The sequence below is a fragment of the Acidovorax sp. JG5 genome (assembly GCF_017939685.1).
Classification (GTDB): Bacteria; Pseudomonadota; Gammaproteobacteria; order Burkholderiales; family Burkholderiaceae_C; genus Acidovorax.
Genome location: NZ_JAGKSE010000002.1, coordinates 140,577 through 163,130, shown reverse-complemented (window position 1 = coordinate 163,130; position 22,554 = coordinate 140,577). Strand labels below are relative to the sequence as shown.

Genomic DNA, 22,554 nt, shown 5'->3' with positions numbered 1-22,554 from the left:
GATGAATGCAATGGACAGCAGCGCCTGGACGGGCGACGAAACTGCGGTGGCGCCCGAGCGCGCACCGGCCGACTTCAAGATCGAGCGCGAGACCCACAAGCTCGAAAAGCGCCTGTGCCGCGAGGTGGGCAAGGCCATCGTGCACTACAACATGATCGAAGAGGGCGACAAGGTCATGGTCTGCATGTCGGGCGGCAAGGACAGCTATGCGCTGCTGGACATCCTGCTCAAGCTGAAACGCCGCGCGCCGATTCACTTTGATCTGATTGCCGTCAACCTCGACCAGAAGCAGCCCGGCTTTCCCGAGCATGTGCTGCCCGACTACCTCAAAACCACCGGCGTGCCGTTCCACATCGAGAACGAGGACACCTACAGCATCGTCAAGCGCCTGATTCCCGAGGGCAAGACCACCTGCAGCCTGTGCAGCCGGCTGCGCCGGGGCATTCTGTACCGCGTGGCCGACGAGCTGGGCGCCACCAAGATCGCGCTGGGCCACCACCGCGACGACATTTTGCAGACGCTGCTGCTCAACATGTTCTTTGGCGGCAAGATGAAGAGCATGCCGCCCAAGCTAGTCAGCGACGACGGCCGCCATGTGGTGATCCGCCCGCTGGCCTTCGTGGCCGAAAAAGACACCGCCCGCTGGGCGCAGCACCGCAACTTTCCCATCATTCCCTGCAACCTCTGCGGCAGCCAGGAGAACCTGCAGCGCAAGCAGGTGGGCGAGATGCTGCGCGAGTGGGAGAAAAAATACCCCGGCCGCGTGGAGAACATGTTCAACGCGCTGCAGAACGTGGTGCCCAGCCACCTGCTCGATGGCGCGCTGTACGATTTCAAGGGAGCGCGCGCCACCGGCGTGGCCGACGACAACGGCGACAAGGCCTTTGACACCGAGGATTTCCCCGCGCCCTCTGCGCTGCCCGGCGTGCAGGTGGTGCGCATCGGCTGACAGCGCCGCCACCGGCGCTTTTTTCAAGGAGCTGCCATGACTGCCATGCGATGGATCACTTGGCCCCTGCTGTGCGCGGCGCTGTGGCTGACCGGCTGCGCCAGCACCCGCCTGGTGGACAGCGATGTGCAATCGTTCTCGCAGCTCGCCGGCGCGCCCGCGCATCCCACCTACCGTTTTGAGCGCCTGCCGTCGCAGCAGGCCCAGAGCGCCCAGCAGTCTGCCGTGGAAGAACAGGCCCGGCAGGCGCTGGCCAAGGTGGGCCTGCGCCAGGACAGCGCGGCGCCGTTTTACCGCGTGCAGGTGCATGCCCGCACTGACCTCCAGGCCTATCCGGACTACTGGGATGGCCCCGGCTGGGGCTGGGGTGGCTGGGGCGGTGGCCGGGGTTTTCATGGCGGCCTGTCGATGCGTTTTCCGCCCCCCACGCTGTACCGGCGCGAAGTCGGCCTGGTCCTGCGCGAAGCGGCCAGCGGCACCGTGGTGTACGAAACCCGCGCCGTCCACGAGGGCGTGTGGACCGACAACCCGGCCGTGTTTGCCGCCATGTTCGACGCGGCGCTGAGCGGCTTTCCCACGCCGCCCACCGGGCCGCGCCGCATCGTCCTGGAAATACCGCGCTGAACCGCCAGCACCCCATCGCACACCCCGCCCCATGAACGCCACCCGCATCATTGCCATTCGCCACGGCGAAACCGCCTGGAACGTGGACACCCGCATCCAGGGCCACCTTGACATTCCGCTCAACGACACCGGCCTGTGGCAGGCGCGGCAGTTGGCGCGCGCCCTGGCCGAAGAGCCCGTGGCCGCCATCTACACCAGCGACCTGCAGCGTGCCCAGGCCACGGCCCAGGCGGTGGCAGACGCCACGGGCGCACCGCTCACGCCCGAGCCCGCTCTGCGCGAGCGCAGCTTTGGCGCGCTGCAGGGGCGCACCTTTGCCGAAATCGAAGCCGAGCAGCCCGAGCAGGCCTTGCGCTGGCGCAAGCGCGACCCGCACTTCGCGCCCGAGGGCGGCGAATCGCTGACCTTGCTGCGCGAGCGCATCGCCGCCACCGTGCACCGCCTGGCCGCGCGCCACCCCGGCGAGCTGGTGGTGCTGGTGGCGCACGGCGGCGTGCTCGATGTGCTGTACCGCCTGGCCACCGGCCAGGAGATCCAGGCGCCGCGCACCTGGCAGCTGGCCAACGCGGCCATCAACCGCCTGCTGTGGACGCCGCAGGGCCTCAGCCTGGTGGGCTGGGCCGACACCCAGCACCTGGACAACGCCGCCCGCGATGAAACCACAGCCTGATCTGCCTGCGGCGCTGCAGGCCAGCATCGGCCAGCGTGTGGACTTGATCGACACGCCTTCGCTGGTGGTGGACCTGGACGCCATGGAGCGCAACATCCAGCGCATGGCCGACTTTGCCCGCCAGCACGCCGTGCGCTGGCGCCCGCATGCCAAGATGCACAAAAGCGCCGAGATCGCCCTGTTGCTGCAGCGCGCCGGCGCCACCGGCGCCTGTGTGCAAAAGGTGGCCGAGGCCGAGGCACTGGCCGCCGGCGGGGTGAACGACATTTACATCAGCAACGAGGTGGTGGCCCCACCCAAGCTGTTGCGGGTTGCGCGCTTGGCGGCGCATCTGGCCGCATGCGGCGGGCACCTGGCCATTGCGGTGGACAACGCGGAAGGCATTGAGCGCCTGGCAGAGGCCATGGGAGCGGCCGGCAGCGCGGACGGCATCGACGTGTTTGTAGAAATCGACGTGGGCCAAGGCCGCTGCGGCGTGCCGCCCGGAGCACCGGCGGTAACGCTGGCGCTGGCCGTGGCCCGCCATGCGCGGCTGCGCTTTGCGGGCCTGCAGGCCTACCATGGCCGCGCGCAGCACCTGCCCGGTGCGGCCGAGCGGCGCGAGGCCATTGCCGCCGCTGTGCGCGCCACCGAGCACACCCGCGCACTGATCGTGGCGGCAGGCCTGCCCATGCCGCTGGTCACCGGATCAGGCACCGGTACCCTGGTGCACGAAGCCGCCAGCGGCGTGTATGGCGAGCTGCAAGCTGGCTCGTTTTTGTTCATGGATGCCGACTACGCCCGCAACGAGCGCGAGCCCGCCCAGCCCGCATTCGAGCAGGCCTTGTTCGTGAAGACACAGGTCATCTCAGTGAGCGACAGCCATGCTGTGTGCGACGCGGGCCACAAGAGCCACGCCATCGACTCGGGCTTGCCCACCGTGGCCCTGCTGCCCGCCGACCGCAGCCTGCGCTATGCCAACGGTGGTGACGAACACGGCCTGCTGTATGCCGACACCTCCGACGCCCGCCTGCCCAGCCTGGGACACATGCTCTGGCTCATCCCCGGTCATTGCGACCCCACGGTCAACCTGCACGACTTTTTGATCGGCGTGCGCGGCGGTTTGGCGGCGGGCACGGTGGAGCGCATCATCAGGGTTGATGCCAGAGGCGCGCTGACCTGATTGGGGCAAGAATCAGCGGACATTTTGGTGTCCTCCCATGAGCCCCAGCCAGATCATCGTTCTTGCCACCCCGGTCTTTCTCGTACTGATCGCCATCGAGCTGGCCATCGGCATCCGGCGCCAGCGCAACACCTACCGGCTGGCCGATGCAGTCAGCAGCATCAGCCTTGGGGCTCTGAGCCAGACCAGCGCCGTGTTCACGCGGCTGCTGCGCATCGGCATCTACACCGCCTTGTTCGAGCAGGTGGCGCTGTGGCGCAACGATGCGTTCTGGACCAGCCTGCCTGGCTGGCTGCTGGCGCTGGTGTTCTACGACTTTTGCTACTACGGGCTGCACCGCATGGGGCACGAGTCGGCGGTGCTGTGGGCGGCGCATGCGGTGCACCACCAGAGCCAGGACTACAACCTGTCCACCGCGCTGCGCCAGACCAGTTCGGGCGCGCTGCTGGGCTGGGTTTTTTATGTGCCCATGGCGCTGGCGGGCGTGCCGCCGCTGGTGTTTGGCGTGGTGGCGCTCATCGACCTGCTCTACCAGTTCTGGGTGCACACCGAGCAGGTGGGCAAGCTCGGCTGGTTTGACCGCTGGTTCTGCAGCCCCAGCAACCACCGCGTGCACCATGCCGTCAACGATGCGTATCTGGACAAGAACTACGGCGGTATCCTGATCCTTTGGGACCGGATGTTCGGCACCTTCAAGGACGAAGGCGCGCAGGAGAAATGTGTGTACGGCACGCGCGGCCTACTCAACAGTTGGGACCCGCTGTGGGCCAACGCGCAGGTGTATTCCGGGCTGGCGCACGACAGCTGGCACACCCGGCGCTGGGGCGACAAGCTGCGCGTGTGGCTCAAGCCCCCGGGCTGGCGGCCGGCCGATGTGGCCGCGCGCTTTCCCAAGCCCGCCTTCAGCATGGCGCGGATGGCGCTCTACCACCCGCCGATGTCGCGCGCCGTGCAATGGTTTGCGCTGGTGCAGTTCGTGCTGCTGCTCGCGGGCGTGGCGGCCTTTTTGTGGCAGGCCGATGCGGCGCCGCTGGCGCACAACGCCATCTGGTTTGCGGTGCTGCTGACGGTGCAATGGTCGCTGGGCGCGGTGATGCAGGGGCGCATTGGCATGCTGATGGCGCTGATGCTGCAAAGCGCTGCGCTGGCCACGGCCACCAGTGCGCTGGGGTTCACGCAATGGCATTGGCTGTTCAAGCCGCTGACGATGGTATTCGCTATTTTTTTGGTAGCTATCAGCGCTTACCCATCAAGCGCTATAGGCCAATTTGGCTCTAAATCCCTGATTCTTCTTGCTGCTGCACTGGCCGGATCGCTGGCCGGGGATGTGTTCCTGATGTTCCCGGGCTTCTTCATTCCCGGCCTGGTGAGCTTTCTGGTGGCGCATCTGTTTTATGTGGCGCTGTTCAAACGTGGACAGGCGTGGTTTCCGCACCGGGGCGCACTGGCCGCTACGCTGGGCATTGGCGTGGCCATGTATGCCTTTCTGTGGGCGGGCGGCCTGCCGTCTGCGCTGCGCGTACCGGTCGCGGCCTATGTGCTGGTGATCGCGCTGATGGCGGCCCAGGCCATCGGCCGGGCGAAGGTGTTGCGCGACACGCCTTCGCTGCTGGTCGCCATCGGCGCCGGGTTTTTCATGCTCAGTGACTCGCTGCTGGCCACCAACCGGTTTGTGCACCCCTTGCCCATGGCGCAGGTCTGGGTGCTGGCAACGTATTACGCAGCGCAAGCACTGATCGTGGCGGGAATACTGCGGGGTGCAGCCCTCACAGAGCCAGCCCCCGCCGCCACCCTCACACCCCAAACAGATCTTGCCCGCTCGCCTTCGGCGGCGTAACCCCCAAGTGGCGATACGCCGCCAGTGTGGCAATGCGCCCGCGCGGCGTGCGCTGCAGGTAGCCTTGCTGGATGAGATACGGCTCGATCACGTCCTCGATGGTGCCGCTTTCCTCGCCAATGCTGGCGGCGATGTTATCGAGGCCCACAGGGCCACCGTCAAAGCGGTGGATCAGGGCTTCGAGCAGCTTACGGTCCATCACGTCAAAGCCCTGCGGGTCCACGTCGAGCATGGCCAGCGCCTTGTCGGCGATGGCTTTGGTGATGCGGCCATCGCCCTTGACCTCGGCGTAGTCGCGCACGCGGCGCAGCAGCCGGTTGGCGATGCGCGGCGTGCCGCGCGAGCGCCGTGCCAGCTCGAAGCCACCCTCGTCGTCCATGGGCGTACCCAGCAGCCCCGCGCTGCGGGTGACGATGCGCGCCAGCTCTTCGGGCGTATAAAACTCCAGCCGCGCCACGATGCCAAAACGGTCGCGCAGCGGGTTGGTGAGCATGCCCGCGCGCGTGGTGGCGCCCACCAGCGTGAAGGGCTGCAGATCGAGCTTGATGCTGCGCGCCGCCGGCCCTTCGCCGATCATGATGTCGATCTGGTAGTCCTCCAGCGCGGGGTAGAGGATTTCCTCGACCACGGGCGAGAGGCGGTGGATCTCGTCGATGAACAGAACGTCGTTCTTCTCCAGATTGGTCAGCAGCGCCGCCAGGTCCTTGGGTTTTTCGAGCACCGGGCCGCTGGTCTGGCGCAGGTTCACGCCCAGTTCGGCCGCGATGATGTGTGACAGCGTGGTCTTGCCCAGGCCGGGCGGACCAAACAGCAGCACATGGTCGAGCGCCTCGCCACGCTTCTTGGCGGCGCCGATGAAGATCTCGAGCTGCTCGCGCGCCTTGGCCTGGCCCACGTATTCCTGCAGCAGCTTGGGGCGCAGGGCGCGCTCAATGGCCTCCTCTTGGGGCGATGCCGGGACAGCAGAGATGACGCGCTTTGCGGGCGCGGGGGCGAAGTCGTCGGTTTGAATGCTCATGCCATGTGCGGCCCCTGGGGGCGATGTGCGTGCGGACTCATGGCGCCGGTTTCAGCCAGTTCTTGAGGGCTGCCTGGAATGCCAGGTCGTAACGGCCATAGTAGTTGAGGCCGCTGGGATTCTGACAACTTGCAGCGCCGCCCAGCAGCTGCCCAGCCACGTAGCGCTTAGTGCCGATGGGCAGGAACAGGCCCGAGCCGCTGCTGCCGCTCTCCGCGGTGCCCGCTTGCCAACCCACGGTCAGGAAGCGCCCATCCTGCGGCGTGCTGGCCAGACAGGCTTCCAGGGTGCAGTTGTCAAACTGCTTCACAGTGCCCTCACTAAGCTTTTGCAAGTCGCCCAGGGGGTGGTGGATGCCGGCCGCGCGTGAGCCTTCGACCACGGCGCCGAAATAAGAGCCTGCGAACACAATACCGGCCGGTGGCGCCGCGTTCAGGCGCATGAAGGCTGTGTCGGTGGATTCCTCGGCGTACAGCAGGGTCGCGCCGCCGTTCAGACGCTGTGCGCCCATATTGACCTGGCTGCTGTTACAGGCGGCCGAGCGGAAGAACCAGTCGGTTGTGAGGGTGGATGCCGCCGATTGCGTGGAAATGCAGTGGCTGGCGCTCAGAAAATACGGGGTGGCGCTCGACTGGACATCGTTCAGCAGTGTCCCCGTGCACAGAAAAGTGCTGCCGTTTTCCACAAACAGCATGCGCGCCACCGAGCGGCTTTCACTGCTGTACTCGGGCCGACATGAGACATCAATATTGCAACTGCCCGCCTGCTCCCCATCGGTCAAGCTGGGTTGCGCCGCACGCTCTGGCTGCAGATAAAAGTGCGACAGCGTAGGCACGGCGATGTCGAGCTGGGTCAGATCGGCATTGGCCGGCAGTTCCAGCTCCAGCGTGGTCTCAGCGCCGCTGAAATCGGGACTCCAGTAAGTGCGTGCTGCATCGCCGGTATCGCCCGCCTGCAGGTTACGCGCAATGGTGCCCAGCACCTCTTCGCCCGACATCTCGACCACCGCCTCACCGGCCTGCGCATAAAAGCGCAACGTGCTGCCCGCCGGCAGCGCGCGCACCAAGACGCCCAAGCGAACGCCCAGCGCACCTTGCGCCTCGAAGCTGATGGCGGCACGCTGCGTGCCGCGCTCTGTGGCGTACCAATGCAACTGCCCCTGCAGCCCCGGCGAAGTGGCTGTGGCAACCACGCCCCGGGCCAGACCAATTTGCTGGCGCATGCCGTTGCCGGGGATAGGCCCTGCTTTTTTTTGCAGCGATTGCAGCACTGGGACCGCCAGCGGGCCCAGCTGCACAACCGTGGCCTGCGGTGAATATCCGTCCGCGCGCGGCGCGGTGACAGCTAACTTGAAGGGCCTGAAGAGGCTCGGGTCAAACGGCTCAATCCGGTCGGCTGCCGATGCATCCGGCGCGGGCGAACCGCCACCTCCACCACCGCCGCAAGCGGCCACCAGCAGCGCTGCACCCACAGCGCACATCCAAGGCATGGAATGGTGAAGCTTCATGGCATCTCCTTAGAGACGTTTGGTCGGGCTATTTCGCCAGCGCCTTGAGCGCCAGCTTGATGCCGTCACTCACGCCCACATCCGGCGGCAAGGCCTTGAGCGCTGCCGCCGCTTCCTTGTCGTTGTACCCCAGCGCGAGCAGCGCCTGCAGAATATCCACCTGGGCATCACTGGTTACCTGCGCGTGCGCGCCCATGTCGGCGCCCAGCTTGCCCTTGAGCTCCAGCAGCAGGCGCTCGGCGGTCTTCTTGCCGATGCCCGGCACCTTGACCAGGCGGCCCGCCTCCTGCAGCGTGATGGCCTGTGCCAGATCAGCCACCCCCATGCCACTCAGGATGGACAGCGCCGTGCGCGGCCCCACGCCCGATATCTTGATGAGCTCGCGAAACGCTTGGCGCTCGGGCGCGGTGGCAAAGCCATACAGCAGCTGCGCATCCTCGCGCACGATGAACTGTGTGAGCAGGCTCACGCGCTCGCCCACGGCGGGCAAGTTGTAGAAGGTGCTCATGGGCACATGCACCTCGTAGCCCACGCCGTGGCAGTCCAGCAGCACCTCGGGTGGGTTCTTCTCCAGCAGGGTGCCGGTCAATTTGCCTATCATGGATGTCCTTTGCCGGCGAACGCACCAATTGCAGCGCCGTCTTTTTGCCGTGTTTTCCGTTGCCTGACTGGAATTATCCGCGTGATCCTGCGCCACACCTTCACCCCCCACAACAACACCCGGCTCACGCACCTGTGCGGCCCGGCCGACGTGCACCTGCGCACCATCGAGGTGGCCCTGCAAGTGGGCATTGCGCACCGGCACGAGCAGTTCAAGGTCGATGGCCCCAAGGCCAAGGCCACGCAGGCCATGGAGTTGCTGCAGGCCCTGTACGAGATGGCCGAGCGCCCCATCACCGAAGACTATCTGCAGCTCATGCTGGCGGGCGACAGCTCTCTGGTGGAAGCGCCCGAGGGGGCCATCGTGCTCAACACCCGCCGGGCCGACCTGCGCGGGCGCACGCCCACGCAGAACCTGTACCTCGAAAACATCGCCACGCACGACATCACCTTCGGCATCGGCCCTGCCGGCACGGGCAAGACCTATCTGGCCGTGGCCTGCGCCGTGGATGCGCTGGAGCGCAGCGCCGTGCAGCGCATCGTGCTGACGCGCCCCGCGGTGGAGGCGGGCGAGCGCCTGGGCTTTCTGCCGGGCGACCTGGCGCAGAAGGTGGACCCGTATCTGCGCCCGCTGTACGACGCGCTGTATGAGCTGATGGGCTACGACAAGGTGCAAAAGGCGTTCGAGCGCAACGCCATCGAAATCGCCCCGCTGGCCTTCATGCGCGGGCGCACGCTGAACAACGCCTTCGTCATCCTCGATGAAGCGCAGAACACCACGCCCGAGCAGATGAAAATGTTTTTGACGCGCATCGGCTTTGGCGCCAAAGCGGTGGTGACGGGCGACGTGAGCCAGATCGACCTGCCCAAGGGCGCGATGAGCGGCTTGATCGACGCCGAGCGCGTCTTGAAGCGCGTGAAGGGCATCGCCGTGACGCGCTTCACCAGTGCCGACGTGGTGCGCCATCCGCTGGTGGCGCGCATCGTGGACGCCTATGACGCGCCACGCCGCGCGCCGGCCCCGCGTGGCCGCACCGCCTGAATGCTCCCTTTTTAATAGCTATCAGCGCTTACCACATAAGCGCCAGAGGCATAAATGACCTTGAATCAACTCTCCCTGTCGCTGCAGTTTGGCCGTTTTGACGGCGCTGCCACCCACCGCGCCGTGCTGCCGCGCCACAAGGTCACGCGCTGGATTCGCCACGCCCTGGCAACCGATGCCGAGATCACCGTGCGCATCGTCGGTGCCGACGAGGGCCAGCAGCTGAACCGCGACTATCGCCAGAAAGACTACGCCACCAACGTGCTCACCTTCGACTACACCCAAGAGCCGGTGGTAACCGCCGACCTGGTGCTCTGCGCCCCTGTGGTGGAGCGCGAAGCGCGCGAGCAGAACAAAAGTCTGGAAGAACACTACGCCCACCTGCTGGTGCACGGCACGCTGCACGCCCAGGGCTGGGACCACGAGACCAGCGCCGCCGACGCCGACGAGATGGAGGCCTACGAAACCGCCATCCTGCAGGCGCTGGGGTTTGCCGACCCTTACGCCAAGTGAAGGCGGCTTCTCAGCGCATCCGCTGATGGGGCCCCACCGGGACCGCACCAGCGGCGGCACCAGCGGCGGCATTACTCCTTGCGCTCTATCAACCGGTTGATGCGCAGCGCCGCCAAGGTGCACACCACCCCCGACAGCAAGTACAGCGATACAGCCCCCAGGCCAAACCGGGCCGAGAGCCCCAAAGCCACCAGGGGCGCAAACCCGGCCCCCAGCAGCCACGCCAGGTCGGCCGACAGCGCCGCCCCGGTGTAACGGTATCGGGGCGAGAAATTGGCCGTGACCGTGCCCGATGCCTGCCCATACGACAGCCCCAGCAGCACAAACCCCACCAGCAAAAACACGTTGTTGCCCACAGAGCCTGCGCCCAGCAGCCAGGGCGCCGCGAAGCTGAACAGCCCGATCAACACCGCCATGGACCCGAGCAGGTTGCGCCGCCCCACCCGGTCGGCCAGCCACCCGGACAACACGATGGCAGCGGCGGCCAGGAAAGCCCCGACAATCTGCACGCCCAACACTTCGGTGATGGACTGCTCGGAATACATGGCAATCCACGACAAGGGGAACACCGTGGCCAGGTGGAACAGCGCAAAGCTGGCCAGGGCGGCAAAGGCACCCAGCAGCACATTGCCGCCTTCGTGGCGCACCACCTGGGTCGCGCTCACCGGCTGCAATTCAAGCTGCTGCAGCAATTCGGCATACGACTGCCCCACCACCAGGCGCAACCGGGCAAACAGGGCCACCACGTTGATGGCAAAGGCCACGAAGAAGGGGAAGCGCCAACCCCAGTCAAGAAACTCCGCCACGCTCAGGCTGCTATACAAATAGGCAAACAGGCTGGCCGCCAGAATGAAGCCCACCGGGGCGCCCAGCTGCCCGATCATGGCAAACCAGCCGCGCCGCGCCGGGGGGGCGCTCATGGCCAGCAGCGACGGCAGGCCATCCCAGGTGCCGCCCAGCGCCAGCCCCTGACCGATGCGCAAGATGACCAACGCGGTGATGGCCTTGCTCCCCACCGAGGCATAGCTGGGCAAAAAAGCCATGCCTGCGGTGCAGGCGCCCAGCAAAAACAACGCCAGCGTCAGCTTGGTGCCGCGCCCCCAGCGCCGCTGCACCGCCATGGAAATCGCCGTGCCCACCGGCCGGGCGACAAAAGCCAGTGCAAAGATGGCAAAAGCCATCAAGGTGCCGTCCAGCCGCGACAGGAACGGGAACAGCAGCGAGGGAAAAACCAGCACGCAGGCAATGCCGAAGACAAAAAAGTCAAAGTATTCGGAGGACCGCCCAATGATCACCCCCACCGCGATCTCGCCGGGTGTCACATCCTCATCGGTATGGGCGCGCGCCAGAGACATCGAACTCTCAAAACTGGGCACGGGCAGTGCGGCAGCACTTTGATTAACCATAAAGACTCCTCAAGCAACGGATGCGAACGGCTCTTTTTTACACCCGAAAACCGCCCCGCCGCTGCGTTTTTGCAGGCGGGGCGCACAGGAAAACCCTGATAGCCACCCCCAAAGCGGGCAAATTTCCGGGAGCAGACAGCCAAAAATCCACCCAGACAAACACAAAACCACCGGGTCGCCATTGATCTTGGACAAAATGTCCAATCGACAATTTCACTGGCTGTACTACATTCCGAAACCTCAGTCATTCGCGTTTACACCTAAGCGCCTTTTGGTCGCACCCCTAGCATGCTCAACAACAAGGAACTCCGCAGGCCCACCTGGCTTGCAGCGATCGCCATGACCGCCGGCTTGGCCGGCTGCAGCAAGGCGGTCGTTCTCAACCCGGCCGGCGATATTGCCGCCCAACAGGGCCAGATGGTCATCACCGCCACGCTGCTGATGCTCCTCATCATCGTGCCGGTGATTGCGCTCACCCTGTGGTTTGCCTGGAAATACCGCCAGTCCAACGCCGCCAACACCGAGTCCGACTACGACCCCGAGTGGCACCACTCCACCACGCTGGAGCTGGTGATCTGGACCGTGCCGCTGCTCATCATCATTGCCCTGGGGGCACTGACCTGGATCGGCACGCACAAGCTTGACCCCTACCGCCCACTGGACCGCATCGACGCCCAGCGGCCGCTGGCGGCCAATGTCAAGCCGCTGGAAGTGCAAGTGGTGGCCATGGACTGGAAATGGCTGTTCTTCTACCCAGAGCAGGGCATTGCCACGGTGAACGAGCTGGCTGCACCGGTGGACCGCCCCATCCTGTTCAAGCTGACCGCGACATCAACCATGAACGCGTTCTACGTGCCCGACCTGGCCGGCATGATCTACGCCATGCCCGGCATGCAGACCGAGCTGAACGCCGTGATCAACCAGCCCGGCGTGTACAAGGGCATGTCGTCGCACTACAGCGGCGCGGGCTTTTCGGGCATGACGTTCAAGTTCCACGGCCTGAGCGATGGCGACTTTGCCCAGTGGGTGCAAAAGGCCAAGACCGAAGGCAAGCCCCTGGACAAGAGCACCTACCTGAACCTTGTCAAGCCCAGCGAGCGCGACCCCGTGCAGCGCTTTGCCACGGTGGAAGAAGGCCTGTACGACAAGGTGCTCAACCGCTGCGTGGAAGACGGAAAGATGTGCATGCACCACATGATGGCCATTGACGCCCAGGGTGGCGACGCCTACATGCGCGCCGCGGGCCTGAACCTGCCCCAGGACGTCTGCACCGTGCAAAACGCCGCACAGGTGGTAGCAGCACTTGAAACCCGCAACGCACCGGCACCCACATCCGGCGCCAGCATCCGCCAATAAGTCTCCCTATGACCTCCGAAACCCTTTCTCCATCCCACTGGGCGCTGGGCCGCCTGAGCTGGGACGCCGTTCCCATGGCGCACGAGCCCATCGTGCTGTGGACCTTCATTGCCGTGGTCCTGGGCGGCATTGCCGTCATGGCCGGCATCACCAAGTTCCGCCTGTGGGGCCCCCTGTGGCGCGACTGGATCTGCAGCATCGACCACAAACGGATCGGCATCATGTACATGATCCTGGGCCTGGTGATGCTGCTGCGCGGCTTTGCCGACGCCGTGATGATGCGCCTGCAGCAGGCCATGGCCTTTGGCGACAACATGGGCTACCTGCCGCCGCACCACTACGACCAGATCTTCACCGCCCACGGCGTGATCATGATCTTCTTCGTGGCGATGCCGCTGGTCACAGGCCTGATGAACTACCTGGTGCCGCTGCAAATCGGTGCGCGCGATGTATCGTTCCCATTTCTCAACAACTTCAGCTTCTGGATGACCACTGCCGGCGCCATCCTGGTGATGGTGTCGCTGTTCCTGGGCGAGTTCTCCACCTCGGGCTGGCTGGCGTTATCGAACCTGGGGGCGCAGAGCCCGAGCACCGGGCTGGATTACTACATCTGGGCGCTGCAGATTGCCGGGGTGGGCACCACGCTGTCGGGCATCAACCTGATCGTGACCATCATCAAGATGCGCGCGCCGGGCATGAACCTGATGAAGATGCCCGTGTTCACCTGGACCGCGCTGTGCACCAACGCGCTGATCGTCGCGTCCTTCCCCGTGCTGACGGCCGCGCTGGTGCTGATGTCGCTGGACCGCTTCGTGGGCACGAACTTCTTCACCAACGAGCTGGGCGGCAACCCCATGCTGTATGTGAACCTGATCTGGATCTGGGGCCACCCCGAGGTGTACATCCTGATCCTGCCGTGCTTTGGCATCTTCTCCGAGGTGGTGGCCACGTTCTGCCGCAAACGCCTGTTTGGGTACACCTCCATGGTCTATGCCACGGTGGTGATCACCATCCTGTCGTACCTGGTGTGGCTGCACCACTTCTTCACCATGGGCTCGGGTGCCAGCGTAAACACCTTCTTTGGCATCACGACGATGATCATCTCGATCCCCACGGGCGCGAAGATCTTCAACTGGCTGTTCACCATGTACAAGGGCCGCATCCGCTTTGAGCTGCCCATGATGTGGACCGTGGCCTTCATGGTGACGTTTGCCATCGGCGGCATGACCGGCGTGCTGCTGGCGGTGCCCCCGGCCGACTTCGTGCTGCACAACAGCCTGTTCCTGATCGCGCACTTTCACAACGTGATCATCGGCGGCGTGCTGTTCGGCCTGTTTGCCGGCATCAACTACTGGTACCCCAAGGCCTTTGGCTACAAGCTCGACCGCACCTGGGGCGTGCGCTCCTTCTGGCTGTGGGTAGTGGGCTTCTGGGTGGCGTTCGGCCCGCTGTATGTGCTGGGCCTGATGGGCGTCACGCGCCGCGCCAACCACTTTGAAGACCAGTCGTTGCAGATCTGGTTCCAGATCGCGGCGTTCGGCGCCTTCCTGATTGCACTGGGCATCGCCTGCTTCCTGATCCAGCTGGTGGTGAGCTACTTGAAGCGCGAGCAGCTGCGCGACCACACGGGCGACCCCTGGGATGCACGCACGCTGGAATGGGCCACCTCTTCGCCCCCGCCCGACTACAACTTCGCCTTCACGCCCGTGGTGCACGAGATCGACGCCTGGTGGGACATGAAGAAGCACGGCTACCAGCGTCCGCTCACTGGCTTTGCACCCATCCACATGCCCGCCAACACGGGCTCGGGCGCGGTGATATCGGCCCTGTCGCTGGTCTTCGGTTTTGCGCTGATCTGGCACATGTGGCTGCTGGCAGGCGTGTCGTTTGCCGCGCTGCTGCTGGCCGCCATCGTCCACACCTTCAACTACAAGCGTGACTTTTACATCCCGGCGGCCGAAGTGGTCGCCACCGAAGAAGCCCGCACACTCCAACTGGCCCGCCATGTCTGATATCCGCATCCACGCTGGCGCCGCAGCAGGCGCCCTGGCCCCGCGCGAGTACCACCTCGCGCACGAGCCCCACCCCGAAAACGGTACCTCCCTGGGTTTCTGGCTGTACCTGATGAGCGACTGCCTCATCTTTGCTGCCCTGTTCGCCACCTACGGCGTGCTGGGCCGCAGCTATGCGGCCGGCCCCACGGGCGCGCAGCTGTTCGACCTGCCCCTGGTGGCCATCAACACGGCCTTTCTGCTGCTGTCATCCATCACCTTCGGCTTTGCCATGCTGCGCAAGCAACTGGGCGACGTCAAAGGCACGCTGCTGTGGCTGGGCATCACGGGCCTGTTTGGCCTGTGCTTCCTGGGACTGGAGCTGTATGAGTTCTCGCACCTGATCCACCAAGGCGCAGGCCCGCAGCGCAGCGCGTTCCTGTCGGCCTTCTTCACGCTGGTGGGCACCCACGGCCTGCACGTCACCTTCGGCCTGATCTGGCTGGTGGTGTTGATGGTGCAGATTGGCAAGCATGGCCTGATCCCGGCGAACACGCGCCGGCTGATGTGCCTGTCCATGTTCTGGCACTTTCTGGACGTGGTCTGGATCGGCGTTTTCACCTTTGTGTACCTGATGGGGGTGCTGTAAATGAGCGCACAACACGCAACACACGCGCACGATGCGCATGGGCATGACGATCACCACCACGACGCAGGCCCGCACAGCAGCTTGTCGGGCTACATGACCGGTTTCGTGCTGTCAATCATCCTCACCGCCATTCCCTTCTGGCTGGTCATGGCCAAGGTGATTGCCGACCGTAACACTGCAGTGCTGGTGCTGGGTGGCTTTGCCGTGGCCCAGATCCTGGTGCACATGGTGTGCTTCCTGCACATGAACGGCAAGGTCGAAGGCGGCTGGACCCTTCTGTCCACCATCTTCACGGTGGTGTTCGTGGCCATTGCCATCGCTGGCACGCTGTGGGTGATGTTCCACATGAACACCAACATGATGCCCGAGCACCCCCAGGCGCCGGCTGCGGCGCAGCAGCACGCGCCCGGGCAAGGCACAGCCCACAGCGCCACCCCCTGACCGGCACCACCGCACCGTGCCAACACCGCAGGTGGGCCGCAAGCGCCCGCACTCCCCTGCAACCCTGGCGATGCTCACCTTGGTGGGCATCGCGCTTTTCGTGGGGTTCATCGCGCTGGGCGTATGGCAGGTGCAGCGCCGCGCCTGGAAGCTCGACCTCATCGAGCGCGTCACGCAGCGCATCCAGGCCCCGCCCGGCGCACTGCCGCCGCCAGCACAGTGGCCGCAGGTGGACGCCACCGGGTACGCCTACCAGCCCGTGCGCCTGCAGGGGCAGTGGCTGGCCGACAAAACCGTGCTGGCCCAGGCCAGCACCGCGCTCGGTGCGGGCTATTGGGTGATGACCCCGTTGCAGCAGGCTGACGGAACACAGGTGCTGGTCAACCGCGGGTTCGTGCCGCAAGGCCAGCGCGCGCAGTGGAAAGCGCGCCCCGCCACCCCACCCGGCACGGCCACAGAACCCGTCACGGTGGAAGGCCTGTTGCGCATGAGCGAGCCTGGCGGCGGCTTTCTGCGCCGCAATGACCCGGCGCAGCAACGCTGGTATTCGCGCGACGTGGCCGCCATGGCCCAGGCCCGGCAACTGCCGCGCGCCGCCCCGTTCTTTGTGGATGCTGGCATCCCCGATCGGCAAAGCGCCGCCACGGCAGAACGGCCCCCTGCAGCGCAGGGCCCGTGGCCGCGCCAGGGCCTGACGGTGGTGCGCTTTGCCAACAGCCACCTGGTCTATGCGATCACCTGGTTTGGATTGGCACTCATGGTGGCAGGGGCTGCGGTGCTTGTGGCACGCTACGAGGCGAAGCTGCGTGCAGCCCACCGCCAACACCCCGCCCATGAACCGCAGCCCTGAACCCTTCCACACCACCCGGAACCCCGCCACGCCGGCCAATGCCTCCGCAGGGCTCAGAAACCTGCACCAGCTGATCCAGCTGCGCTGGATCGCCGTGGTGGGCCAGCTGCTCACCATCGAGGCCACCCACTACGGCCTGGGCATGCCCTTGCCGCTGCAGGCCATGCGCTCCATCGTGGCGGGCATGGTGCTGTTCAACCTGGCCAGCCTGCTGCGCTGGCGCACCCGGCGAAACGTTCCCGACTTCGAAATCTTCCTCGGGCTGCTGGTGGATGTGGCCGCACTGACCGCCCAGCTGTATCTGAGCGGCGGCATCGGCAACCCTTTTGTATTTTTGTACCTGCTGCAGATTGCCGTGAGCGCCATGCTGCTGCAAGGCGGCACCATGTGGTTCATCGTGCTGGTTGCCTCGTCGTGCGTGGTGCTGCTGGCGCAGCACAGCCAGCCACTGCCCCTGACCACCAACCTGCACGAAGGCTGGGCCAGCCCGTATGTGCTGGGCCTGCTGGTGTGCTTCATGATCAACGCCATTTTGGTGGTCATCTTCATCACGCGCATCAGCCACGACCTGCGCCGGCGCGATGCACGGCTGGCGGCGGCCCGCCAGCGGGCCGCCGAGGAAGAGCACATCGTGCGCATGGGCCTGCTGGCCTCGGGGGCGGCGCACGAGCTGGGCACCCCGCTGGCCACCATGGCCGTCATCCTGGGCGACTGGCGGCGCATCCCGGCCCTGACCACAGACCCGGTGCTGCAGGAAGAGATCGCCGAGATGCAAACCCAGGTGCAGCGCTGCAAGGCCATCGTGAGCGGCATCCTGCTGACCGCGGGCGAAACGCGCGGCGAAGACTCCAGCCAGACCACGGTCTGCCAGTTTCTGGACACCCTGGTCACCGACTGGCGCGCCACGCGCTCGATCGACACCTTGGTCTATGACAACCGCATCCAGCACGACAGCCCCATGGTGGCGGATACCGCGCTCCAGCAAATGGTTTTCAATGTGCTAGACAATGCCCGGGACGCATCCCCCCACTGGGTGGCCGTGCGGGCACAGCGCGATGACGACACGCTGCGCATCGTGGTGACCGACCGGGGACCAGGGTTTTCGCCCGAGGTGCTGGCGCAGATCGGCACACCCTACCAATCGACCAAGGGGCGCCCTGGCGGCGGGCTGGGCCTGTTCCTGTCGATGAACGTGGCCCGCACCCTGGGCGGCAGCCTGGTGGCGCGCAACCGCCCCGAGGGCGGCGCGGAGGTCACCATCACAATGGCACTGGCCACCATCGCACTGCAGGACACCGGACAAGGCACCCATGGACACTGAACGCTTGCTGCTCATCGTGGAAGATGACGAAGCCTTTGCCCGCACCCTGGCACGCTCGTTCGAGCGGCGCGGCTACCGGGTGCTGCAGGCCGACAGCGTGGCGCGCATGGAAGACCTGCTGACCGAACACCGCCCCGACTATGCGGTGGTGGACCTCAAACTCAAGGGCGAGGCATCGGGCCTGGCCTGCGTGCGCAAGCTCCATGCGCACCACGCTCCCATGCGCATCGTGGTGCTGACCGGCTTCGCCAGCATTGCCACGGCGGTGGAGGCCATCAAACTGGGCGCTGCGCATTACCTGGCCAAGCCGTCCAACACCGACGACATCGAAGCCGCCTTCGGCCTGCACGAAGGCAATGCCGACGTCGAACTGAGCAACCGCTCCAGCTCCATCAAAACCCTGGAATGGGAGCGCATCCACGAGGTGCTGGCAGAAACCGACTTCAACATCTCCGAAGCCGCACGCCGGCTGGGCATGCACCGCCGCACGCTCAGCCGCAAACTGGGCAAGCAGCGCGTCTGACCCTGACTCTTGCCCCAGCCAGGGCCGCGCCGCGATTGCGCCACTTTTGCGCACAGCAGATTCACAGAACAGTGGGGGCGCGAACGGCGCCAGCCCCTACTATCCTCCCTTCGGTGCAAGCCGCCCTGAACACGTTGAGTTTTTTGCCCCAAACCATCAGGAGAGACATGTTCGAGATTGCCCTGCTGCTCACCGCCGCCTTTGCGGCCGGCACCCTCAATGCCGTTGCAGGAGGCGGCAGCTTTCTGACGCTGCCCGCCCTGGTCTTTACCGGCGTACCGCCCGTGGTGGCCAACGCCACTGGCACCGTGGCGCTGCTGCCCGGCTACATGGCAGGGGCCTGGGGGTTCAGGGAAGACACGGCCCCGCCGCCCGGGCTGTCGATGCGGCGACTGGTGGTGCTTTCGCTCATCGGCGGTGCGGCAGGTGCGGCGCTGCTGCTGGTCACGCCCGACGCCACCTTCCGCCGCGTGGTGCCCTGGCTGCTGCTGGCGGCCACCGCGCTGTTTGCGTTCGGGCCGCAATTGCGCCGGCTGCTGGCAGGCGGCAAACCGTCCACCGCCAAAGCCACCGTGGGCGTGCTGGCGGTGGCGGCGTATGGCGGCCACTTCAACGGCGGGCTGGGCATCTTGCTGCTGGCCCTGTTCGGCCTTTTGGGCCAGACGAACCTGAATGCCATGAACGGCCTCAAGAACTGGGTTTCGGCCCTGCTCACCGCCATTGCCGTGCTCATCTATGCCGCAGGTGGCGTGGTGCTGTGGCGCGAGGCGCTGCTGATGATGCTGGCCGCCACGGCCGGCGGCTATGGCGGTGCACGCGTCGCGCGGCGCATTCCGGCGCCCTGGCTGCGCTGGGGCATCGTGGCCACAGGGCTGGTGATGGCGGGGCTGTTTTTCTGGCGTCAATAGGCTCGGACGGTTGCCAGGCTAACGCCCCGGCGCCAGGGAGCTGGAGCGACCCGCCAGCGCGTAGGCTTTGAGCCACTGCGCACAAACCAGATAGCCCAGCACCAGCGCGCCCATGCCCACCAACATGTCGGCGGGGGGCGCCACAAAACCGAACCAGCCCCCCAGCGGCGTGAACGGCAACACCATGGCCACCAGCAAGGCGACCAGCGACGACGCCACCAGCGCCGGGTGCGCAAGATCGCGCCACGGCTGGGCACGGGTGCGGATGATGAAGATCACCAGGATCTGCGTGGCCATCGACTCCATGAACCACAGCGTGCGAAATTCCTCAGGCGTGGCCTGAAACAACCACAGCAGCCCACCGAACGTGGCCAGATCGAACAGCGACGACAGCGGCCCCATGGTGCCGGCAAAGCGCAGCAGGCCCTGCATGTCCCACACCTGCGGATGTGCGATGGCCTCGGGGCGCACCGTGTCGAGCGGAATACCGATTTCCGAAAAGTCGTACAGCAGGTTGTTCAACAGAATCTGCGTGGGCAGCATAGGCAAAAACGGCAGGAACAACGATGCCACCGCCATCGACAACATGTTGCCGAAGTTGGAGCTGGCGCCCATGCGCACATATTTGAGGATGTTGACAAAAGTGCGTCGCCCCTCCTCCACGCCATCGGCCACCACCTCCAGATCGGATGCCAGCAAGATCATGTCAGCCGCCGCCTGGGCCACGCCGCTGGCGCCTTCCACCGACAGCCCGATGTCGGCCACCTTGAGCGCGGGGGCGTCGTTGATGCCGTCGCCCAGAAACCCCACCACCGCGCCATGCGACTGCAGCGCCCGCACCAGGCGCGCCTTCTGGTCGGGCGCCAGCCGGGCGTAGATGTCCACCGATTGCACCTGCACCGCCAGGGCATCGTCCGTGAGGGCGGCCACGTCGGCGCCGGTCAGCACCCGGTCGGCGGGCAAGCCCACCTGCTGCGCCAGCCGCTGCACCACGACGGGGTCGTCGCCCGACAGGATCTTCAGGCGCACGCCAGCCCCCGACAGCCGGGCAATGGCCGCAGCCGCCGTGGGCTTGGCCGGGTCGGCAAAGGCACACAGCCCCTCCAAGACCAGGTCCTTCTCGTCGGCTGCGGTCAATGCCTGTACAGCACTGGCGATGTCGAGCTGGTTGCGCGAGGCCACGGCCACCACGCGCAGCCCCTGCTGGGCCAGCGCCTGCAAGCGCTGACGGACTTGGGCCTGCTCGACGTCGCCGAAGGATTGCACCGCGCCGCCCACGCGGTGGGCCGTGCACAAGGCCAGCACCGCCTCGGGCGCGCCCTTGACGATCAGCAGACGCCCGTCTGGCCCCTCGGCCCAGACACTTCCGACGCGGCGGGTGAAATCGAACGCATGGCGCTGCAGCATCTTCCAGCCCTGCGCCGCTTCGGGGTGGCTGGCCAGCAGCGCCGCATCCAGCGCCCCCCGGTCGCCGCCCAGGCTGGCGGCAATGGCGCCCAACCAGGCTGCCTGCGGGTCGTCCTGCCCCGCCGCATCCAGGCTGCGTGACAGGGCAATCTCGGCACTGGTCAGCGTGCCCGTCTTGTCGGTGCACAGCACCGTCATGGCACCCAGGTCGTGAATGGCCGCCAGCCGCTTGACGATGACCCTGCGCCCCGCCATGCGCAAGGCGCCACGCGACAACGTCACGGTGGTGATCATGGGCAGCAGCTCGGGCGTGAGGCCCACCGCCAGCGCCACCGCAAACATCAGCGATTCAAGCACCTGGCGGCCAAACAGCATGTGCGTGGCCAGCACCACCACCACGAGGGCCAGCGTGAGGCGGGCGGTCACCAGGCCAAAGGCATGCATGTCGCGCTGGAAGGCCGACACCTCCTGCCCCTCGCCCAGCACAGCGGCGGCGGCGCCAAACAACGTGTTGCGGCCGGTGCCCACCACCAGCGCCCGCGCCTCGCCCGTCTGCGCGACCGCGCCGCGAAACAAGGCATTGCTGGCCTCGCCCGCCGCGGAGGCAGTCACCACGCCGGGGCGCTTCTCCACGGGATAGGGCTCGCCAGTCAGGGCGGCCTCACCCGCCGTGAAGGCATCGCCTTCCAGCACCAGGGCATCGGCGGCGATGATGTCACCCGCGCGCACGCGCATGACGTCGCCGGGCACCACCTCTTCCACGGGCACCTGGCGAAACACGCCGCCCCGCAGCACCTCGGCACGCAGCGCCACCGAACGGCGCAGCATCTCGGCCGCGCGGTTGGCCCGCCCTTCCTGCACGGTGTCAAGCCCGATCGACAGACCCAGAATAGTCACGATGATGCCGCCACCCACGCCGTCGCCCGTGGCCACCGAGACCGCACCAGCGCCCAGCAGGATCAGCGACAACGGCTCGCGCAGCCGCCGGCCGACTGCCGCCAGCAGCCCCTTGGCCTGCGGCGGGGCATCGGCATTGGGCCCGTATTGCGCCAGCCGGGCCTGCGCCTCGATGTCGGTCAGTCCCTCTGCCGTGCAATGCAACTGGGCATACAGGTCCTGCGCAGACTGCGTCCAGAAACTGTGCGGCGCGATGCCCGAGGGATGCGTCATGGGCCCGCTTTGCCTGAGGGCTGGGAGCAGCCCGCAACGCGCTTGTCCAGTTGCCAGCGCATATGCTGCTTAGGCGCCACGCACCAGCAACACCGGCACCGGCGACTGGCGCAGCACCTGCTCGGCATCGCTGCCGAGCAGCATCCGGCCCACGCCTCGCCGGCCATGGGTGCCCAGCACGATGAGCTGCACGCCCCATTCCCTGGCCTTGGTGATGACCAAATCGCTGACGCGCCCGGAGTAGCTTTCATACAGCTCGGCTTCCACCGGCACCCCGGCGGCACGCACCCGGTTCTGGGCATCCTGCAGCACCTCCTGGCCGGCCTTCTTGAGCGTCTCGAACACCTCCGCCGTCAGTGCCATGCTGGACTCGAAGCTCGTCATGAACGAGATTTCATCGACCACATGCAGCACCTTGATGGTCGAGCCCATCACCCGCGCCAGTGCAATCGCCTCTTGCAAGCCTGCGAGCGAGGTGGCGCTGCCATCCACAGGAACCAGAATCTTTTCGTACATGGAAAACTCCTCCGAAAAAACGCATGGTAGCCCCGTCCTTCCCCATCACGATGACAGGAATAGCATTGTCACGGGCGCCGAGAACAACGAGAGC

21 protein-coding genes are annotated in these 22,554 nt (G+C 66.0%); 15 read left to right on the top strand and 6 right to left on the bottom strand.

Going from position 1 to position 22,554, the window contains the following annotated elements; all coding sequences use genetic code 11:
• Position 1 precedes the first annotated feature (1 nt).
• Genes ttcA through J8G26_RS03110 form a run of 5 tightly spaced genes read left to right on the top strand, consistent with a single transcriptional unit; the run spans position 2 to position 5,242 of the window.
• Positions 2-949, top strand: a complete 948-nt coding sequence (gene ttcA, locus J8G26_RS03130; protein WP_246881214.1) for a tRNA 2-thiocytidine(32) synthetase TtcA — start codon at positions 2-4, stop codon at positions 947-949.
• 36 nt (positions 950-985) lie between these two features.
• Positions 986-1,573: a DUF4136 domain-containing protein gene (locus J8G26_RS03125; RefSeq protein WP_210567885.1), complete on the top strand. Its 588-nt coding sequence runs from the start codon at positions 986-988 to the stop codon at positions 1,571-1,573.
• A gap of 31 nt (positions 1,574-1,604) precedes the next feature.
• Positions 1,605-2,243: a histidine phosphatase family protein gene (locus J8G26_RS03120; RefSeq protein WP_210567884.1), complete on the top strand. Its 639-nt coding sequence runs from the start codon at positions 1,605-1,607 to the stop codon at positions 2,241-2,243.
• Complete coding sequence (locus J8G26_RS03115) at positions 2,227-3,405, top strand: DSD1 family PLP-dependent enzyme (protein ID WP_210567883.1); 1,179 nt, start codon at positions 2,227-2,229, stop codon at positions 3,403-3,405. The genes J8G26_RS03120 and J8G26_RS03115 overlap by 17 nt, the downstream gene beginning before the upstream one ends.
• A gap of 37 nt (positions 3,406-3,442) precedes the next feature.
• Complete coding sequence (locus J8G26_RS03110) at positions 3,443-5,242, top strand: lysoplasmalogenase family protein (RefSeq protein ID WP_210567882.1); 1,800 nt, start codon at positions 3,443-3,445, stop codon at positions 5,240-5,242.
• Here the strand turns inward: J8G26_RS03110 and ruvB are convergent.
• The 3 genes from ruvB to ruvA are packed head-to-tail and all read right to left on the bottom strand — an operon-like array spanning position 5,199 to position 8,368.
• Positions 5,199-6,260 (bottom strand): Holliday junction branch migration DNA helicase RuvB, encoded by a 1,062-nt coding sequence (gene ruvB / locus J8G26_RS03105; RefSeq protein ID WP_087747714.1) that lies wholly within the window; start codon positions 6,258-6,260, stop codon positions 5,199-5,201. The genes J8G26_RS03110 and ruvB overlap by 44 nt on opposite strands.
• 37 nt (positions 6,261-6,297) lie before the next feature.
• On the bottom strand, positions 6,298-7,767 hold the full coding sequence (locus tag J8G26_RS03100) for a trypsin-like peptidase domain-containing protein (protein ID WP_210567881.1): 1,470 nt from the start codon (positions 7,765-7,767) through the stop codon (positions 6,298-6,300).
• Between the two features lie 28 nt (positions 7,768-7,795).
• The gene (gene ruvA, locus J8G26_RS03095) at positions 7,796-8,368 is read right to left on the bottom strand and encodes a Holliday junction branch migration protein RuvA (RefSeq protein ID WP_087747716.1); all 573 of its coding nucleotides are present in this window, start codon (positions 8,366-8,368) and stop codon (positions 7,796-7,798) included.
• A gap of 81 nt (positions 8,369-8,449) precedes the next feature.
• On the opposite strand from ruvA, the gene J8G26_RS03090 reads away from it, so the two are divergent.
• Together J8G26_RS03090 and ybeY are read left to right on the top strand one after the other, a co-directional pair.
• Positions 8,450-9,409, top strand: a complete 960-nt coding sequence (locus J8G26_RS03090; protein ID WP_210567880.1) for a PhoH family protein — start codon at positions 8,450-8,452, stop codon at positions 9,407-9,409.
• Between the two features lie 54 nt (positions 9,410-9,463).
• Positions 9,464-9,922: an rRNA maturation RNase YbeY gene (gene ybeY / locus J8G26_RS03085; RefSeq protein WP_087747718.1), complete on the top strand. Its 459-nt coding sequence runs from the start codon at positions 9,464-9,466 to the stop codon at positions 9,920-9,922.
• Positions 9,923-9,993: 71 nt separating this feature from the next.
• Here ybeY and J8G26_RS03080 read toward each other — a convergent pair whose 3' ends face one another.
• The gene (locus J8G26_RS03080; RefSeq protein WP_087747719.1) at positions 9,994-11,328 is read right to left on the bottom strand and encodes an MFS transporter; all 1,335 of its coding nucleotides are present in this window, start codon (positions 11,326-11,328) and stop codon (positions 9,994-9,996) included.
• Between the two features lie 288 nt (positions 11,329-11,616).
• Here J8G26_RS03080 and cyoA point away from each other — a divergent pair, with 288 nt between their 5' ends.
• The 8 genes from cyoA (at position 11,617) to J8G26_RS03040 (ending at position 19,367) form a co-directional block, all read left to right on the top strand.
• Positions 11,617-12,684, top strand: coding sequence for a ubiquinol oxidase subunit II (gene cyoA / locus J8G26_RS03075; protein ID WP_210567879.1), 1,068 nt, complete (start codon positions 11,617-11,619; stop codon positions 12,682-12,684).
• A gap of 8 nt (positions 12,685-12,692) precedes the next feature.
• Positions 12,693-14,696, top strand: coding sequence for a cytochrome o ubiquinol oxidase subunit I (gene cyoB / locus J8G26_RS03070; RefSeq protein WP_087747721.1), 2,004 nt, complete (start codon positions 12,693-12,695; stop codon positions 14,694-14,696).
• The gene (gene cyoC, locus J8G26_RS03065; protein WP_210567878.1) at positions 14,689-15,324 is read left to right on the top strand and encodes a cytochrome o ubiquinol oxidase subunit III; all 636 of its coding nucleotides are present in this window, start codon (positions 14,689-14,691) and stop codon (positions 15,322-15,324) included. The genes cyoB and cyoC overlap by 8 nt, the downstream gene beginning before the upstream one ends.
• Complete coding sequence (gene cyoD, locus J8G26_RS03060; protein WP_232476422.1) at positions 15,325-15,765, top strand: cytochrome o ubiquinol oxidase subunit IV; 441 nt, start codon at positions 15,325-15,327, stop codon at positions 15,763-15,765.
• Positions 15,766-15,835: 70 nt separating this feature from the next.
• Positions 15,836-16,615, top strand: a complete 780-nt coding sequence (locus J8G26_RS03055; RefSeq protein ID WP_087747723.1) for an SURF1 family protein — start codon at positions 15,836-15,838, stop codon at positions 16,613-16,615.
• Complete coding sequence (locus J8G26_RS03050) at positions 16,599-17,936, top strand: ATP-binding protein (protein WP_210567877.1); 1,338 nt, start codon at positions 16,599-16,601, stop codon at positions 17,934-17,936. The genes J8G26_RS03055 and J8G26_RS03050 overlap by 17 nt, the downstream gene beginning before the upstream one ends.
• Complete coding sequence (locus J8G26_RS03045) at positions 17,926-18,459, top strand: response regulator transcription factor (protein ID WP_087747725.1); 534 nt, start codon at positions 17,926-17,928, stop codon at positions 18,457-18,459. Before J8G26_RS03050 ends, J8G26_RS03045 begins: the two co-directional genes overlap by 11 nt.
• A 167-nt stretch (positions 18,460-18,626) precedes the next feature.
• Complete coding sequence (locus J8G26_RS03040; RefSeq protein WP_210567876.1) at positions 18,627-19,367, top strand: sulfite exporter TauE/SafE family protein; 741 nt, start codon at positions 18,627-18,629, stop codon at positions 19,365-19,367.
• 18 nt (positions 19,368-19,385) lie between these two features.
• On the opposite strand, the gene mgtA is transcribed toward J8G26_RS03040, so the two are convergent.
• The gene (gene mgtA, locus J8G26_RS03035) at positions 19,386-21,944 is read right to left on the bottom strand and encodes a magnesium-translocating P-type ATPase (RefSeq protein WP_210567875.1); all 2,559 of its coding nucleotides are present in this window, start codon (positions 21,942-21,944) and stop codon (positions 19,386-19,388) included.
• Positions 21,945-22,013: 69 nt separating this feature from the next.
• Positions 22,014-22,460 (bottom strand): universal stress protein, encoded by a 447-nt coding sequence (locus J8G26_RS03030; protein ID WP_087747728.1) that lies wholly within the window; start codon positions 22,458-22,460, stop codon positions 22,014-22,016.
• Positions 22,461-22,554 lie beyond the last annotated feature (94 nt).